This window comes from Peterkaempfera podocarpi, assembly GCF_042466665.1.
Taxonomy (GTDB): domain Bacteria; phylum Actinomycetota; class Actinomycetes; order Streptomycetales; family Streptomycetaceae; genus Peterkaempfera; species Peterkaempfera podocarpi.
On sequence record NZ_CP162102.1, the window covers coordinates 2,409,449 to 2,424,158 of the forward strand.

A 14,710-nucleotide genomic window follows, 5' to 3' on the forward strand; every position below is an offset into this window, starting at 1 on the left:
CGGTAATTCACGCACCGGCTCCGGGCACATGAATGCCCCGAGCGGATTGCCAGGAGAGAGTGATACTGCAGTGAATGTTCGCTCCGGTTCGGCGCGAGCGACCCTGTGAGGTCTTACTCGTCCGCCGCCCCGGTTCAGGCGACTCGCTCAACATTAGGGGGTCCGACCGCGATCGTCAAACACAGAGGGCACGGATCTGGCCGGATCCGTGCCCTCTGCGGTGAAGTACCAGGTCAGTCGCGGTCTGTTCCGGCCACGGCCGGCACCAGCTCCACGGCTGCCAGGTTGCGCTTGCCGCGGCGGAGGAGCAGCCAGCGGCCGTGCAGCAGGTCGGCCTCGGAGGCGGTGGCCTCCTCGTCCGTCACCTTGGCGTTGTTGAGGTAGGCGCCGCCCTCCTTGAGCGTGCGGCGGGCGGCCGAACGGCTCGGGGCGAGGCCGGTGGCGACGAACAGGTCGACCAGTTCGCCCAGTTCGGCCGTCTCCGCCCTGGGGAGCTCGGCGACGGCGGCGGCCAGGGTGGCGGGGTCCAGGTCGGCGAGTTCGCCCTGGCCGAAGAGTGCCTTCGACGCGGCGATCACCCGATCGCACTCCTCGGCGCCGTGGAGCATCGTGGTGAGCTCCTCTGCCAGCGCACGCTGGGCGGCCCGGGCCGCGGGGCGCTCCTGGGTGAGGCGCTCCAGCTCCTCGATCTCCTCGTGCGAGCGGAAGCTGTAGAGCCGCAGGAAGCTGGAGATGTCCCGGTCGTCGCTGTTCAGCCAGAACTGGTAGAACGCGTACGGCGTGGTGAGCTCGGGGTCGAGCCAGACGGTGCCGGTCTCGCTCTTGCCGAACTTGGTGCCGTCCGCCTTGACGATCAGCGGGGTGGCCAGTGCGTGCACCGACTTCCCGTCGGCCTTGTGGATCAGGTCCACACCGGCGGTGAGGTTGCCCCACTGGTCGCTGCCGCCGGTCTGCAGGGTGCAGCCGTAGCGCCGGTTGAGCTCCAGGAAGTCCATGCCCTGGAGCACCTGGTAGCTGAACTCGGTGTAGCTGATGCCTGCGTCCGAGTTCAGTCGGCGGGCGACCGCCTCCTTGGCGATCATCTTGTTGACCCGGAAGTACTTGCCCACGTCGCGCAGCAGGTTGATGGCCGACATGCCCGACGTCCAGTCCAGGTTGTTGACCATGACCGCGGCGTTGGAGCCCTCGAAGTCGAGGAGCTTCTCGATCTGGCCGCGCAGCCGTCCCACCCAGCCTTCGACGACCTCGGGGTCGTTGAGAACGCGCTCCGCAGTGGGCTTGGGGTCCCCGATGAGGCCGGTGGCTCCGCCGACCAGGCCGAGCGGCCGGTGGCCGGCCTGCTGGAGGCGCCTGAGGACGAGGATCTGCAGCAGGTTGCCGAGGTGCAGGCTGGGCGCTGTCGGGTCGAAGCCGCAATAGACCGTGACAGGGCCGTCCGCGAACGCCTTGCGCAATGCGTCCTCGTCAGTGGAGAGGGCGATCAGGCCCCGCCACTTCAGCTCGTCGACGATGTCCGTCACGGTCTCGTGTCTCCTTCTGTCATGAGGCCGCCGGTCCCGTTCCGGGGGCGGCTCGTTCCCAGCGTGTCCGAGGGTACGCGTTCGACGCCACTCAGATTCCACCGGCGGCCCGCCGGGTCGGCATGCCGGGCGCCGTCCCAGGCGTGAACACGGTGAGAGCTGAGGGGTCGCACTCGGTCCAGTGCCGCCGACGGGTGTCCGCGGGCCTGCGCGCAGGGTCTCGGGGCCTGGGATCTCGGGGTGCGGGCCCCGAAGGGTCCGGCCGGGCGCCGCCGGCCGGCGTCGGGAACGGGGCGTCGCCGGGCACGGCACCGGCTCTGCCGAGCCCGCGGGCGGCTCGGAGGGGCCGGCTGCACGGTGCAGGTGGCTGGGTCGTGAAGTCGTGAGGTGGGTCAGGCAGGTGATGCATATGGTGTCCGCGATGCCCGCCGACGAGGGTGTCGGACGGGTGGTGGCCCGGGTGCCCGGCTCGGGCCTCATGTCGATCGCATCGGCCGTGCCGCTGCCGGTGGTGCGCAGCATGACGTCCCTCTCGCTGTCGGCGGTGGTGCGCCCGGTCGGGCCGCGTCCGCGTCCAGCGAACCCGCGGCGGCCGCGTGCCAGCCGAGCTGGAAGCGGGTCACCGCGCCGACCGATGCCATCAGGACCTGCAACCGGCGCTGGACGGTGCGGTGCCCCATGCCGAGCTGGCGGGCGATGGCCGCGTCGGTGAGACCGACGTGGAGCAGGGCGACGATCTGTCTGTCCACGGTGTCGCGCCCGTCGGCCAGACCGGCGTCCGTCTCCTGACCCTGCTCCGCACCGGTGGCGCGCAGCCGCCACCCCTTGGCGAAGTACTGCTCGAACAGCGAGACCAACGCGGTGAGCAGGCCGCTGCGGTGCACCACGAGTGCCACGGGTCCGCTGGTCTCGTCGAGCGGCAGCAGGGCGACGTCGCGGTCCGCGATGATGAGCTTGACGGGCAGCTCGTCGGTGACGGAGATCTGCTGGCCCTGTCCGGCCAGTTCCGCGAAGGAACGGGCCAGGCCGGGGTCCTCCAGCCAGGCCCGCTCCACGACGGACCGCATGGTCACGCCGCGGCGCATCGACTCGAGCTCCACCTCCTCGAGGTTGTCCTCGAAGCTCATGACGGCGGCCGGTGCCCGTAGGGCCGGGACCAGGGAGAGGACTTCGTGCCGGGCCTGCCGCTGCATCACGACCAGCCAGCGCCGGATCGCCGAGGCTCCGGAAAGCACCTCGACGGGCGCGCCGGGGGTGCGTGACTGTGCGGCGCGGTGGCGTCCGGCCAGCTCCGTGACGAAGTGCTCGACCCGGTGCAGGTCGGCGCGCCGGGATTCGAGCAGCGGCCCCAGCGCGAGGAGCGGTGACGAGGCGCGGTACCGGGCGCCCTCGGGGTGCCGTTCGGCGGTGGCGAGCCCGCGGTCGACAAGCGTCCTGAGTGTGCGCGTGACCGCTTCCACCTCCGCGGTGGGCGGGGTGAGGACCGCCGGATCGCTGCCGGGCCGGTCGACGAGGCGCTGGTAGAGGGCGTCCTGCTCGGCATCGAGCCCGAGCAGTGCGAGCAGCGACGAGTCCGCGGGCTGGGGCTCGGCTCCGGGGGCGGGTCCGACATCGGGCTCGGGCTCGGGCTCCGGGATCAGCGCGGCCACGCGGTACCGCCGGTCGAGGGGTTGAGCGAGGAGTAGCGGTCCTGGAAGATCACCTGGATGTCGCGGCTGAACTCCCGGCGGCGCCTGGGCGGCGCCTGCTCGATGTGCTCTCCGGCGAAGCCGATGGTGCCGCCGGTCACGGGGGCCGGTCCGAGGACCGCGCGGCCGAGGGTGGTCCTGCCGGAACCGGAATCACCGACCAGGCCGAGCGTCTCGGCCCGGCGGATCTTGCCCTGGTCCAGGAGGTAGGGGCCGGTGCCGTGGGGCTTGGTCCTGAGGGCGTCGCCCTCGGCGAACGCCGCCGGGCTCGCCATCAGGCCCGCCGAGTCGCTCAGGTGGAACAGCATCGCCGGGTTGGGCTCGCTCTGGTCCAGCCGCGCATGCTCCGCGTCGATCACCTCCACGGACTTGAGCAGCGCCAGGGTTCCCGCGTCCCCGCCGCCGCCCTTCTGGAACCGCAGCAGGTTGGCCTTGGCCGCGTCCGCGTCCGCGTCCGCGTCGAACGCGGCGCCGTCCCGGAAGGTCACGCCCTTGCGCAGGGTGAGGGTGAGCTGGGTCTGGCCGGCGTTGTAGCTCCAGGACCGGGCGGGCATCGGGCTGATCGTGCCGTCCGGATCGCGCTTGATCGGAGTGTTGTGGACGGCCTGGAAGAACGGCAGGGCACTGCCGTCGGCGACTGCGGGGTCAAGGCTCTGGGGCAGCGTCAGGGTCGCGATGTTCAGCGCCTTCGCGCTGGCGGCGGAGCCGGTGGAACCGGCGCAGCTCGTCATTGTGAGCACGGCCGCGGTCAGGGTGGAGGCAGCAAGAAGAGCTCTGGCAGGCCTGCGCATGAGGGACTCCGATCCCAGGGCGGACGTCCTCATCCGCCGGGTGCCCGGGGAGCCTATATGCAGAATCAACCAATTGGTAGGTTTCATCGGGGCAAAATTAACCACGCGGTAGGTTCCGCATCGGCACGTGCGGCGACCAGGGGTCCTAACGTTGCTGCTGAGCCCCGTGCGACAGCACGCGTCGCGGACCCGAAACCCATGGGAGTGCCCGTTGAGTGAACCGGCCGACCGGCCTGCCCCCCGCTCGCCGAAGGGTGAGCGCACCCGTGCGCGCATCCTCGCCTCGGCCGCGGAACTCTTCTCCAAGTCCGGCTTCCACGCGGTGTCCCTGCGGGACATCGCCGCGCACGCCGGCATGACCCACGCAGGGCTGCTGCACCACTTCTCCGGCAAGGAGGCCCTGCTCATCGAGCTGCTGGGGCGCCGCGACGAGGACGACGCCGCCGTCCTCCTCGGCACCGATCCGGCGACCTCCCCGCGCCGGTTCCTCGAAGGCATCGTGGGCATTGTCGACCGCAACATGCACACCCCGGCCCTGGTGGGCATGTACGCCAAGATCTCCGCCGAGGCCGCCGATCCCGACCATCCCGCCCACCGGTACTTCACCCGCCGCTACCAGATCCTTCGCGGCCTGCTGGGCACCGCCTTCGGCGCGCTCGCCGCACTCGGCGAGGTCCATCCGGATGTCGAACCGCTACTGACAGCTGGTCAACTGCTCGCCCTGATGGACGGGCTGCAGACGCAGTGGCTGCTGGAGCCGGACGCCGTCGACATGCGCGCCTCCGTGGTCGACTTCCTCACCCGCGTCGGCCTCGACCTCAGCACCGCGCCGCTGTTCCCCGTCGGACTGGCCGACCAGGACGGCGTTCCGGCCGGACCCGAACCGACCGCAGAGACCCGCGATTCCCCCAAAAATGCAGATGCCCGACCATGACCGCACCCCCGGCACCGCACCGCTCCCTGACGCGCTGAGCCTGACGCAGCAGGCCGCGCTCACCTCCGGCTCCAGCACCTGGCAGACCACCGGGATCCCGGGAACCGTAAGGGCGTTGACGCTGTCCGAAGGACCCCATGGGATCCGCCGCCAGGATCCCGCCTCCGGGGACGCCCTGGGGCTGCGGAACAGCACCCCCGCCACCTGCTTCCCGCCCGCCGTCACCCTCGGCTCCTCCTGGGACCGGAACCGGCCGAGCGGGTGGGCGCGGCGCTGGGCCGCGAGGCGGGCTCGCTCGGCGTGGACGTGGTCCTCGGTCCTGGGGCCAACATCAAGCGCTCGCCGCTGTGCGGGCGCAACTTCGAGTACTTCTCCGAGGACCCGCACATCAGCGGCGGCATGGGCGCCGCTCTGGTGAGCGGCACCCAGTCCCTGGGCGTCGGCGTCGGCGTCAAGCACTTCGCGGTCGACAACCAGGAGACCGACCGGATGCGGATCAGCGCCGACGTGGACGTGGTGGTGCGCGCCAACGGCGGGGTGGTCTCGGTGGCCGAGTGGCAGCACCGGGCCGACGCGGTCCTGGAGACCTGGCCGGCCGGACAGGCCGGCGGCGCCGCCGTCGCCGGCCTGCTGCCCGGCCTGCACAGCCCCTCCGGGAAGCTCACCGAGACCATCCCGCTGCGCCTCGAGGACACCCCGTCCCACCTGTACTTCCCCGGGGGCGGCGGACATGTGGTGCACGGCGGTGGCCGCTACGTCGGCTACCGCCACTACGACACCCTGGACGTCCCGGCGGGAACCGACCCGGTCCGCGGGAACCGGGTCGACTCCGTGCGCCGAAGGTGGTCCTCCCTCACCTCCGGCACCGGCCCCGCCGCAGGCGGCCCGGATCGAGGCGGGCCCGCCTGCACGCCCGCGCCTAAAGCGGCGCGGCCGGGCGCCTGCGCGGGGTGTGACGGCGGTACGGGCTCACCGTGGGGTCGCCCTTGATCCAGAAGCGCCACGGTGTGTCATGGGCCCGGGACACCCCGATCCGCGGCCCGCACGCGATCTGCTCCGGCGGGACGAGGTCCGCCGCGTCCAGGCGCACGGGCGAGCCGGGGGCGCACACATCCGTACCGTCCAGTGCCCGGGTGAGCGCCAGCGCCTTCGCCAGTCGGCCGGGGCCCTTGGCCAGCTCCGCAGGGGTGCGGGCCGTATGGCGGCGCGACGCCGCGAGGTCCTGCCCCAGCACGACCTCGCCTGCCCGGATCAGGACCCCGTGCGACTGCCCCTCGGTGCCGCACACCAGGTTCGCGGAGTGGTGCATGCCGTAGATCCAGTACACATAGAGGTGGCCCGCGGGGCCGAACATCGTGGCGTTGCGTGCGGTCCGCCCCCGCCAGCCGTGGGATGCCGGGTCCTGTGCGCCCTCGTACGCCTCGACCTCGGTGATCCGCAGCGCGACCAGCCCGCCGCCGTCCTCGTGCACCAGCAGCTGCCCCAGCAGCTCGGGGGCGACCAAGTGCGCAGGCCGGGCGAGGAACGAGCGGGGCCGCGCACCACTGGGATCACTCATACTGAAGGCTTCCCTGCCGCCGGTCGGCATCTGAGACGGTCCTGCGGGCCCACCGGCCGCAGCCGTGGAATCCCTGCTGCCGTGCGAGCCCGCCCCCACAGGCTACGCCCGGCCCGCCGCCCGTTCGGGCGGTCTCCGCCGCACGATCATGGCGACGGCGCTGTCCGTCGTGGAGGAAGCCCTCCGCAGGGGCAACGTCTGACGCTGTCCGTCTCCATGTGCTACTTCGGTCTCGGCCGGCTCCCCGCCGGTGAGCGAACGCGTGACACAGCGGGTCTGCCTGTTCGGCCAGACCCGCTGGTCACACCTGTCGGGCAACCGGATGCGACACCCGGCCCCGTTGACTTTCACCGGGCCCGTGACCGCCCCGGGCCGTGGGCGCCCGCAGCGGTCAGCGCACAGCTCTGCGGTGGTCGTAGAAGCCGCGGCCGGTCTTTCGACCGAGCAGGCCGCCGGCCACCATCCGGGAGAGCAGAGCGGGGGGCGCGTACTGCGGCTCACCGAACTCTTCCGACAGCGCGTCGGCGACCTGGGCGACGACGTCCAGGCCGATCAGGTCCGCAAGCTTGAGCGGACCCACGGGATGCGAGCAGCCCAGCACCATGCCCTGGTCGATCGTGGCCGCGTCCACCCGGCCGGACTCGACCATCCGTATCGCCGCGAGCAGATACGGAATGAGCAGTGCGTTCACCACGAAGCCGGTCTGGTCGGGGCAGGTGATGGGTTGCTTGCCCAAGGTCCGGGTGATGAAGGACATGGCGCGCTCATGGATCGCGTCGGCCGTGAACACGGAGTCGATCACTTCAACCAGTTGCATCGCCGGAACCGGGCTGAAGAAGTGCAGGCCGATCACCCGTTCCGGGCGGCTGGTCGCCAGCCCCAAGCGCAGGATGGGGACCGAGGAGGTGGTGGAGGCCAGAACAGCCTGTTCGTCCATCACCAGCTTGTCGAGCGCAGCGAACAGCTCCGTCTTGTCCTCCTCCTGCTCCCGGATCGCCTCAACCACCAGCTGGCACTCCGCGACGTCGGCCAGGTCGAGTGTGAACTCGACGCGCCGCAGCAGGGCGTCGCGGTCCTCTGCCGTCAGGCGACCTTTGGCGACGGCGCCGTCCACCGAGCGCCGCAGCCGCTGCCGCCCCGCCTCACGGGAGTCATGGGTCCGCACCGCGACCGTGACGTCCAGCCCGGCCCGGGCACTCACCTCGGCGATGCCCGAGCCCATCGCTCCGCAGCCGATCACGCCGACGCGCTGGATACCGCTCATCGCTCGGCCCCCCAACGGAGAAGGCAGGCGCCGATGGCCATCCCGCCGCCGAAGGCGGCCAGCAGGACGAGGTCGCCCGCCTTGAGAGCACCGGTGCGGTGGGCGCTGTCCAGGGCCACCGGGACCGAGGCGCTGCCCACGTTGCCATAGCACTCCAGGGTCCGATGGGTGCGGGCGCTGTTCAGCCCGGCCACGTCGACCAGTTGGCGCAGGAGCACACCGTTCGGCTGATGCGGGACGAAGTGGTCGATGTCCTCCATGGGGATCTGGTTCCTGGTGCCGAGTGCGGACAGGACCGGTGGGACGTGCTCAAGGACGAAGTCTCTGACGCCCCGGCCGTCCATACGGAAGAAATGACCCCCGTTGTCGACCGACTCGTGCGAGGCAGGCGTGCGGCTGCCGCCTGCGTCCACCCAGATCAGCCTGTGGGCATCGCCTCGGCTGACCAGCGAGAAGTCGACGAACCCGTACGGTTCGGGTACCTGGCCGACCACAGCCGCCCCGGCGCCGTCTCCCAGGAGCACGGCGGTGCGGTGGTCGTCGAAGTCGAGAATGCGCGAGTAGACGTCCGCGGCGACGACCAGGGCGCGCCGGCGGGGGTGGGTGGTGATCAGGCTGTGTGCCAGGGCCAGCGCGTAGACGAAGCCGCTGCAGACCACGTTGATGTCCAGGCAGGCGGCCCGGTGGGCTCCGATGATCTGCTGCACCACATTGCTGGTCGGCGGTTGCGGCGAGTCACCGGTGGAGGTGGACACGATCAGGTAGTCGATCTCCCCGGGCGCAAGTCCGGACTGTGACAGGGCGGCCTCCGCGGCCTTCGCGGCCAGGTCGGAGGTGGCCTCGTCAGGCGCCGCCCAGCGGCGGGTGAGGATCTCCGTCCTGCGCGCGATCCACTCCTCGGACACGTGCGTGCGGGCGGCGATCTCTGCGTTGTCGATCTCTTCCTTGGGCAGGTAGGAGCCGGTGCCCAGGATTCCGACGGCGGACTGGTTCATGGTCGGGTTCACCCTTCGCCGGTCAGGAGCGGGGCCGCGCCCAGGGACGCGCGCAGTTCGGGATCGGTGACCCCCAGGCCGGTCTCGGGAGCGAGGGCAAGCACTCCGACCTTCCCGATGTGGCCGTTGGTCTGCACCAGCCGCGCCGCCTCGGCCACCTCGGCGAGGGGGTAGACCCGGGACAGGGCGGGCGCGATCCTGCCGAGGCGGACGAGCCGGTTGAGCTCCGCCATCTCCTGCAGGTTGGCCACATGGCTGCCGATGATGCGCTTCAGGTTCATCCACAGGTAGCGGTTGTCGTACTGGTGCTGAAAGCCGGTGCTGGAGCCGCAGGTGACGACCACACCGCCGCGGCGCACCACGAAGACAGAGAGGCCGAACGTGGCCTGGCCGACGTAGTCGAACACCACATGCGGGTCCTCGCCGACGGCTGCCCGGATCGCACGGCCGAGCCTTCTGCCCAGCTCCGCGGTGCGCTCGGGTGTCATCTCTTGGTGGCCGTCCAGGCCGAGTTCGGCCCGGTCCAGGACCACCTCGCAGCCCAGCCTGCGCAGCCGCTGTGCCTTGTCGGGTGAGCTGACGACCCCGATCGGGATGCCGCCGCCGTTCCTGACCAGCTGCACCGCGTAGGCGCCCAGGCCACCGGTCGCGCCCCAGATGAGCACGATGTCGCCCTGCTTGATGCGGGCGCCGTGCTCGCCGACCAGCATCCGGTACGCGGTGCCTCCGCACAACGGGATCGAGGCGGCTTCTTCCCAGGTCAGATGGGCCGGCTTGGGAAGAACCTGGCTGGCGCGGGCCACCGTGTAGTGCGCCAGCGCGCCGAAGTTGGTCTCGAAGCCCCAGGCGCGCTGCTCGGTGCTCATCATGCCGTCCGCGTGGGTACCGGCCTCCTGGTCGTCCACATGGGCCGGGCTGACCACGACGTGGTCGCCCACGCGCCAGTGCCGCACGCCCGCTCCGGTGCGCACGATCACCCCGGCCGCATCCGAGCCGACCACGTGATAGTCGCGGTCGTGGCGGGCCGCGAAGCCGCCCTGCCGGCCGTAGCGGCGCAGGAACTCGAAGGTGGGGACCGGCTCGAACATGGCCGACCACACAGTGTTGTAGTTGATCGAGCTGGCCATGACGGCGATCAGCACTTCGTCCGGGGCCAGCTCCGGCAGCGGCACGGGCCCGACCTGCAGGGACTTGCGTACGTCCTTGTCGGCCGTGTCCCGGAACATCTCCACGTCCTCGACGCGCAGATGGGCTGCCTGGTAGACAGCGGGGAGCGGTTCCCGTGCCAGTCGCTCCGGCCCGGCCCCGTCGAGAACGGCCGCGCTCAAAGGGTCCATGGATGCCTCCTGGTCTGGGTCAGATGCGCGGAGGGCGGTCCGTGTGCGATCCCGCCCCGTGGGTGCCGGAGCCGACGCGATACCTCCGAAGCGACTCGGCGTGAGCGGGAGTCCGGGTCAGGTGGGGGCCGGGCCGTGCGGTGCCGTCGCGCCGTGGCACTCCCCCTGCCGGGCCGGCAGTTCGGCCACCGGCTCTGCCCCGCCCTGGCTCTCTGTCGTCAACCGCTTCTCCTTCCTCCCTCCGGCGCACACCGCTGCCGCGCACCAGTTGGCACCTGGATTCTTTTCCGTGGCTTTGCGGTCGGTTGATTCTTGGATGCTTCTCGGCGACTCGGCGACCCGGCGACCCGGCGACCCGGCAGCACCGGCCGCCGAGGACGCGCAGCCGGGGACCGGGCGACGGCAGCCAGGGGCTCATATCCGGCCGGGTGGTGCGGACGTCCGGTAGCCGGGAAGCGACGGCCATCGGACCGTCAGCACGAGCGAGTCCTCCTGCGCGTACCAGGAGTGGTCGACTCCCCGGCCCCACACGACATAGTCGCCCTGCTGGTCCAGAACCACGCTGCGGCCCGGCAGTTCGACGCGGAAGCACCCGCTGACGAGCAGCAGGAGGGTGGTGCGTTCCTCGCCGGTCACCCACTGCGCTCGCTCGTCACCACGTGGATGGACGCCCCATTTGATCTCCACGTCCTCGCTGTGGCGGGGATCGCCGACCGCCTCGAAATGGCCCAGGAGCCATCCCCGGTGCCGTGCCGCGTCCTTGCCCGCATTGCCCACGTACACGCTGTCATCCATGCGTCCCCACGCTAGTGCCGCCCCCGCCGTCAGGGCTTGGCCGGTCGGGGCGGGCCGGCTGCCCTGGCGAGCGGACGGCGCCAAGCGCCCGGAAACCGGCTGCAAACCGGCGGGCAGCCCGAACTGCGCACCATGTGCCCGGCACACGACCGCGCCATGAGCCTGGAGGAGTGTCCATGCTGATCAGCGACCCGGTGCCCGACTCGGGGTCTCCGGCACACGTACTCGCCCGTCTGATGTCGCCGGAGGGGCTGGCCGATCCCTACCCGCACTATCATGCGCTCCGCTCACTGGCTCCGGTCCACAAGGCAGGCAACGTCTATTTCCTGTCCGGGTACGCCGAGTGCCAGCAGGTGCTCAACGACCCCCGGTTCCGGGTGCAGGATCCGGATTGGTACGACGCCGGTCTCCCTGGCTGGCGGGAGAGCACAGCGACCCGGCTGATGTACCAGTCGGTGCAGAGCCGCAATGACCACGACCACAGCCGGCTGCGGCGCACACTCGGTGGCGCCTTCTCGCCCCGCCGGATGGCTGCGTACCGGATGCTGATCGGGCAGGTCGTCTCCGTCCTGCTCGACCGGATGGCCGACGCCGGGGCCGACGGCGGATCGGTCGACCTGATGGAGCATCTGGCCTACCCGCTGCCCACCGCGGTGATCGGGGGGATGCTGGGTGTCCCGGAGGCCGACCGCGAGCACTTCCGGAATCTGGGCGTCGACTTCTTCACGGTGATGGACATGTTCACCGACCAGGATGTCCGGGAGCGCCAGGCTGCCGCGGCGCAGGCCATGCTGGAGTACTGGACGGGCATGGTGGAACAGCGGCGCCGGGCGCCGCGCGAGGACCTCACCACGGAGCTCACCCGGGCATGCGACACCGGTCTGCTGTCCGAGGACGAGCTGCTGGGCATGGTGGTCTTCCTGTTCGCGGCGGGGTACGGGACGACCGCCGCGCTGCTGGGGAACGCCACGGAGCAGCTGCTGACGCATCCGGACGAGGCCGTGCGGCTTCGTGAGGACCCGTCCCGGATCGATGCGGTGGTGGAGGAGTCGCTGCGGCACGATCCCCCGTCCCAGCTCGCCCCGCGGCTGACCGGGGAGGACTGCACGGTGGGTGGGGTGGACATCCCCGCCGGTCAGCTGCTGGTGTCCCTGCTGGGAGCCGCCAATCGGGATCCGGCCCAGTATCCGGATCCGGACCGGTTTCTGCCCTCGCGTGTCCCGGGCCGGGTGCTCAGCTTCGGGGGCGGGGTGCACTTCTGTATCGGGGCGGCACTGTCGCGTATGGAGGCCGCCGTTGCCCTTCCGCAGCTTTTCGGCCGCTTCCCCCGGCTGGCGATGGGCGGGACACCCGCGCGGCGGCCCGCGCTGCGGATGCGGTTGCACACCGGCTTTCCGGTGAACCTGCACGGGTGAGGTCGCCCTGGGCGGCGACCCGCACCGCTTCCGGCAGGTCCAGGACTGGTACGTGGTGGGCGGCGAAGGGGCCGGCCGCCCACCACGTGGTTCAGAAGAGGAGCCCGCCGATGGTCATGGGCGTCACATCCATGCCGTGTGCCTCCACCTCCGGGTGAACGTCACCGATCCGCTCCTTGATGTCGAGCAGGACGGTCAGTTCTCCCTCGTTGAGGGCCGCGAGCAGCTCCAGCTGCTCCTCGGTGAACGCCCCCAGGTTGAAGCCCGCGTCGTGCAGCCTCTCCAGCGGGCCGGAATCGTCGTTGGGCTCGCTCATCGCAGCCTCCCGCGGGTCAGTGGACCTGGTTGAAGTAGCTTTCGGTGGGGGTTCCGAGGCCGGTCACGTCGTCGTAGCCGGTGGTCACGGACAGCCCCGCGTCCTGTGCGCGCCCGAAGGTGGCGAGCACATTGCTGGTGCTGATCGTGCCGGTCGGGCTGATGCTCGTCACCGTGTGGACGGCGGCCGGTGGCGTGGGCGCCGCGGACGGTGTGCCGGTCACGTCCCGGAAGGCTCCCGCCGCAGCGGCCTGGTAGATCACCGGGTTGGCGAATCCGAGGGGACTGCCTGCCCGCTGCTGGGCGAGGGCCTGGATGCCGGCGAAGAGCGGCGCGGCCAGGCTGCTGCCCCCGGACGCGTACTGGGCGAAGACGCTTCCGCCGGGAACGGTGAAGGTCTGGCCGACCAGCATCCCGGTGACGGGGTCGGCGTCCATCGCGACATCGGGGACCATCCGGCGCGCGGCGCCGCCCGAACTGCTTGAGGGGGTCGTCGGGATGGCGCTCCGCTGGTAGGGAGGCCGGGTGAAGAGGCTGCTCGGTCCGCCGCCGGAGCCGTTCGAGAAGGTGCCCGGTGCGTCGACCCAGGTGGTGCCGTCGGCGGACAGCTGGGCATAGTCCGTCTCCCAGCCGGTCTCCCACCCGTACTGGCCGTCTGCGCCGACCGCGAGGGTGGTTCCCCCCACCGCGGTGACCCAGGGGTCGGAGGCCGGGTACTCCGTGGCGGTCTGCAGGGGGCCCGTGCCGTCCGCCGACGCCGCCTGGGAGCCGGTGTCACCGGAAGCGAAGAGGAATCCGATGCCCTCCACCGCGCCCTGCATGAAGTCCTGCTCGAAGGCCTTGGTGATGGCACTCGGTACGCCGGTGTCCGCACCGAGCACCCAGGAGTTGGAGACGATGTCGGCCAGGTGGCCGTCGACGATGCGCGACACGGCGTCCACGAAGCTGTCGTCCTCGGTGTCCGGAGCAGCGACGTAGACGACGTCCGCGCCGGGCGCCATCGCGTGGACAGCCTCGACGTCGAGCGCCTCCTCCATGCCCCATGAGGACGGCTGGGCGGGTAGTCCGTCCGGCACCACCTGGGTGAGCTGGCCGTCGGCCCATGCCTGTTCGCCGTGCAGGGAGGCATAGGTCGCAGCGTCGGCGGCGATGGTGGCGGAGGCGTAGGCGCCGACCACCGCGACACGGGTGCCGGCTCCGGTCAGGCCCGTGGGGGTGACGCCGTAGCCACTGCGCAGCTGGCTGGGCAGATAGCCGCAGGACTGCCACGGCTGGACCGCCCCGTAGGCGGTGGGGAGCGTCGTCGCAGGGTTCGCCCCGAAGGAGGACGAGCAGGTGGCCGACGCTGCCGCGGTCACGGGCACGGGGCGGGCGGAGGCCGGTCGGACGGCGGAGGTCGGTGTGCTGAGGCCGGATATGGACAGCACGTCGCCGGCGACGGTCTGCGGCACGCTCAGCCGGCCGGCCGGGGCCCGCAGGCTCGTGCCGTTCAGACGGAAGAGGTGCATGCGCGCGCCCACCGCACGTTCCACGGACGCCTGGTCGCCCGAGGCCGCGACATAGTGCGAGTCCGTGCTGGTCACGGTGAGTCCGGAGGCACGCAGCCAGGAGACGACGGCAGCGGTCTGCCGTGCGGTCGGACCGTAGGAGGCGGTGTACTGGGCAGGAGTCAGGAAGTGCCGGTAGTGCGGGTTGCCGGGGGTCGACACCTGCCGTGCGAGCTGCCGCAGCCCTGCCGGGTTGCGACCGTTCAGATACACCCGGACGCTGAGTGCTCCGGCGGGTGACGCAGCTCCTTCGTCGGTCGCGCCGGCGGGGACGAGCTCGCTGTCCGACGTGATCGGTACGCGGCCGCCCGCCGCGACGGGTGAGGCCTGCGCAACCGGTGCGAATCCGAGTGCGCACACTGCAGCGGCCACGGTCGCCGCGGTGGTCACCAGCGGTCTTCGGGTTCCGATGGGTCTGTTCAGGTCGCGGATCTGTGCCATGGGACGTGTCTCCTTCGAGGTACAGCGGGAGGGCGGGAGGTACAGCGGGAGGGCCGGGGGAAGGGGGGTTGGCCACCACCCGGCCGCACTGAGATTCGCCGGCGTCGACT

General features: G+C 71.3%; 12 protein-coding genes and 1 pseudogene. 3 read left to right on the plus strand and 10 right to left on the minus strand.

The features are described from left to right. Positions 1 to 233: 233 nt before the first annotated feature. The 3 genes and pseudogenes from tyrS to AB0761_RS10565 form a co-directional block, all read right to left on the minus strand. Positions 234 to 1,520, minus strand: coding sequence for a tyrosine--tRNA ligase (gene tyrS / locus AB0761_RS10555; protein WP_377268712.1), 1,287 nt, complete (start codon positions 1,518 to 1,520; stop codon positions 234 to 236). Positions 1,521 to 1,996: 476 nt separating this feature from the next. Then, the gene (locus AB0761_RS10560; RefSeq protein WP_377268713.1) at positions 1,997 to 3,169 is read right to left on the minus strand and encodes a helix-turn-helix transcriptional regulator; all 1,173 of its coding nucleotides are present in this window, start codon (positions 3,167 to 3,169) and stop codon (positions 1,997 to 1,999) included. A gap of 14 nt (positions 3,170 to 3,183) precedes the next feature. Next, positions 3,184 to 4,275 (minus strand): annotated as a pseudogene (locus tag AB0761_RS10565) (ABC transporter substrate-binding protein); the annotation flags it as partial. Here AB0761_RS10565 and AB0761_RS10570 point away from each other — a divergent pair. Continuing rightward, positions 4,211 to 4,933: a TetR/AcrR family transcriptional regulator gene (locus tag AB0761_RS10570; RefSeq protein ID WP_377268714.1), complete on the plus strand. Its 723-nt coding sequence runs from the start codon at positions 4,211 to 4,213 to the stop codon at positions 4,931 to 4,933. The pseudogene AB0761_RS10565 and the gene AB0761_RS10570 sit on opposite strands and share 65 nt — an antisense overlap. A 261-nt stretch (positions 4,934 to 5,194) precedes the next feature. Then, positions 5,195 to 5,923, plus strand: a complete 729-nt coding sequence (locus tag AB0761_RS10575) for a glycoside hydrolase family 3 C-terminal domain-containing protein (RefSeq protein ID WP_377268715.1) — start codon at positions 5,195 to 5,197, stop codon at positions 5,921 to 5,923. Here AB0761_RS10575 and AB0761_RS10580 read toward each other — a convergent pair. The 5 genes from AB0761_RS10580 to AB0761_RS10600 form a co-directional block, all read right to left on the minus strand. Further along, entirely contained in the window at positions 5,853 to 6,491 is a 639-nt protein-coding gene (locus AB0761_RS10580) for a DNA-3-methyladenine glycosylase (RefSeq protein ID WP_377268716.1), read from the minus strand. The genes AB0761_RS10575 and AB0761_RS10580 overlap by 71 nt on opposite strands. Before the next feature lie 391 nt (positions 6,492 to 6,882). Next, positions 6,883 to 7,755, minus strand: coding sequence for a 3-hydroxybutyryl-CoA dehydrogenase (locus tag AB0761_RS10585; protein ID WP_377268717.1), 873 nt, complete (start codon positions 7,753 to 7,755; stop codon positions 6,883 to 6,885). After that, positions 7,752 to 8,750: a 3-oxoacyl-ACP synthase III family protein gene (locus AB0761_RS10590; RefSeq protein ID WP_377268718.1), complete on the minus strand. Its 999-nt coding sequence runs from the start codon at positions 8,748 to 8,750 to the stop codon at positions 7,752 to 7,754. The genes AB0761_RS10585 and AB0761_RS10590 overlap by 4 nt, the downstream gene beginning before the upstream one ends. An 8-nt stretch (positions 8,751 to 8,758) precedes the next feature. Further along, positions 8,759 to 10,087 carry a crotonyl-CoA carboxylase/reductase gene (ccrA, locus tag AB0761_RS10595; RefSeq protein ID WP_377268719.1) on the minus strand — a complete coding sequence of 443 codons (1,329 nt, stop codon included), beginning with the start codon at positions 10,085 to 10,087 and terminating at the stop codon, positions 8,759 to 8,761. Positions 10,088 to 10,501: 414 nt separating this feature from the next. Continuing rightward, positions 10,502 to 10,882 carry a signal peptidase I gene (locus AB0761_RS10600; protein ID WP_377268720.1) on the minus strand — a complete coding sequence of 127 codons (381 nt, stop codon included), beginning with the start codon at positions 10,880 to 10,882 and terminating at the stop codon, positions 10,502 to 10,504. Between the two features lie 176 nt (positions 10,883 to 11,058). Between AB0761_RS10600 and AB0761_RS10605 the strand changes: the two genes are divergently transcribed. After that, complete coding sequence (locus AB0761_RS10605) at positions 11,059 to 12,297, plus strand: cytochrome P450 (protein WP_377268721.1); 1,239 nt, start codon at positions 11,059 to 11,061, stop codon at positions 12,295 to 12,297. 91 nt (positions 12,298 to 12,388) lie between these two features. Here AB0761_RS10605 and AB0761_RS10610 read toward each other — a convergent pair whose 3' ends face one another. After that, the gene (locus AB0761_RS10610) at positions 12,389 to 12,613 is read right to left on the minus strand and encodes an aroma-sacti cluster domain-containing protein (RefSeq protein WP_377268722.1); all 225 of its coding nucleotides are present in this window, start codon (positions 12,611 to 12,613) and stop codon (positions 12,389 to 12,391) included. Positions 12,614 to 12,629: 16 nt separating this feature from the next. Beyond that, positions 12,630 to 14,600 carry a protease pro-enzyme activation domain-containing protein gene (locus AB0761_RS10615; RefSeq protein WP_377268723.1) on the minus strand — a complete coding sequence of 657 codons (1,971 nt, stop codon included), beginning with the start codon at positions 14,598 to 14,600 and terminating at the stop codon, positions 12,630 to 12,632. Positions 14,601 to 14,710 lie beyond the last annotated feature (110 nt).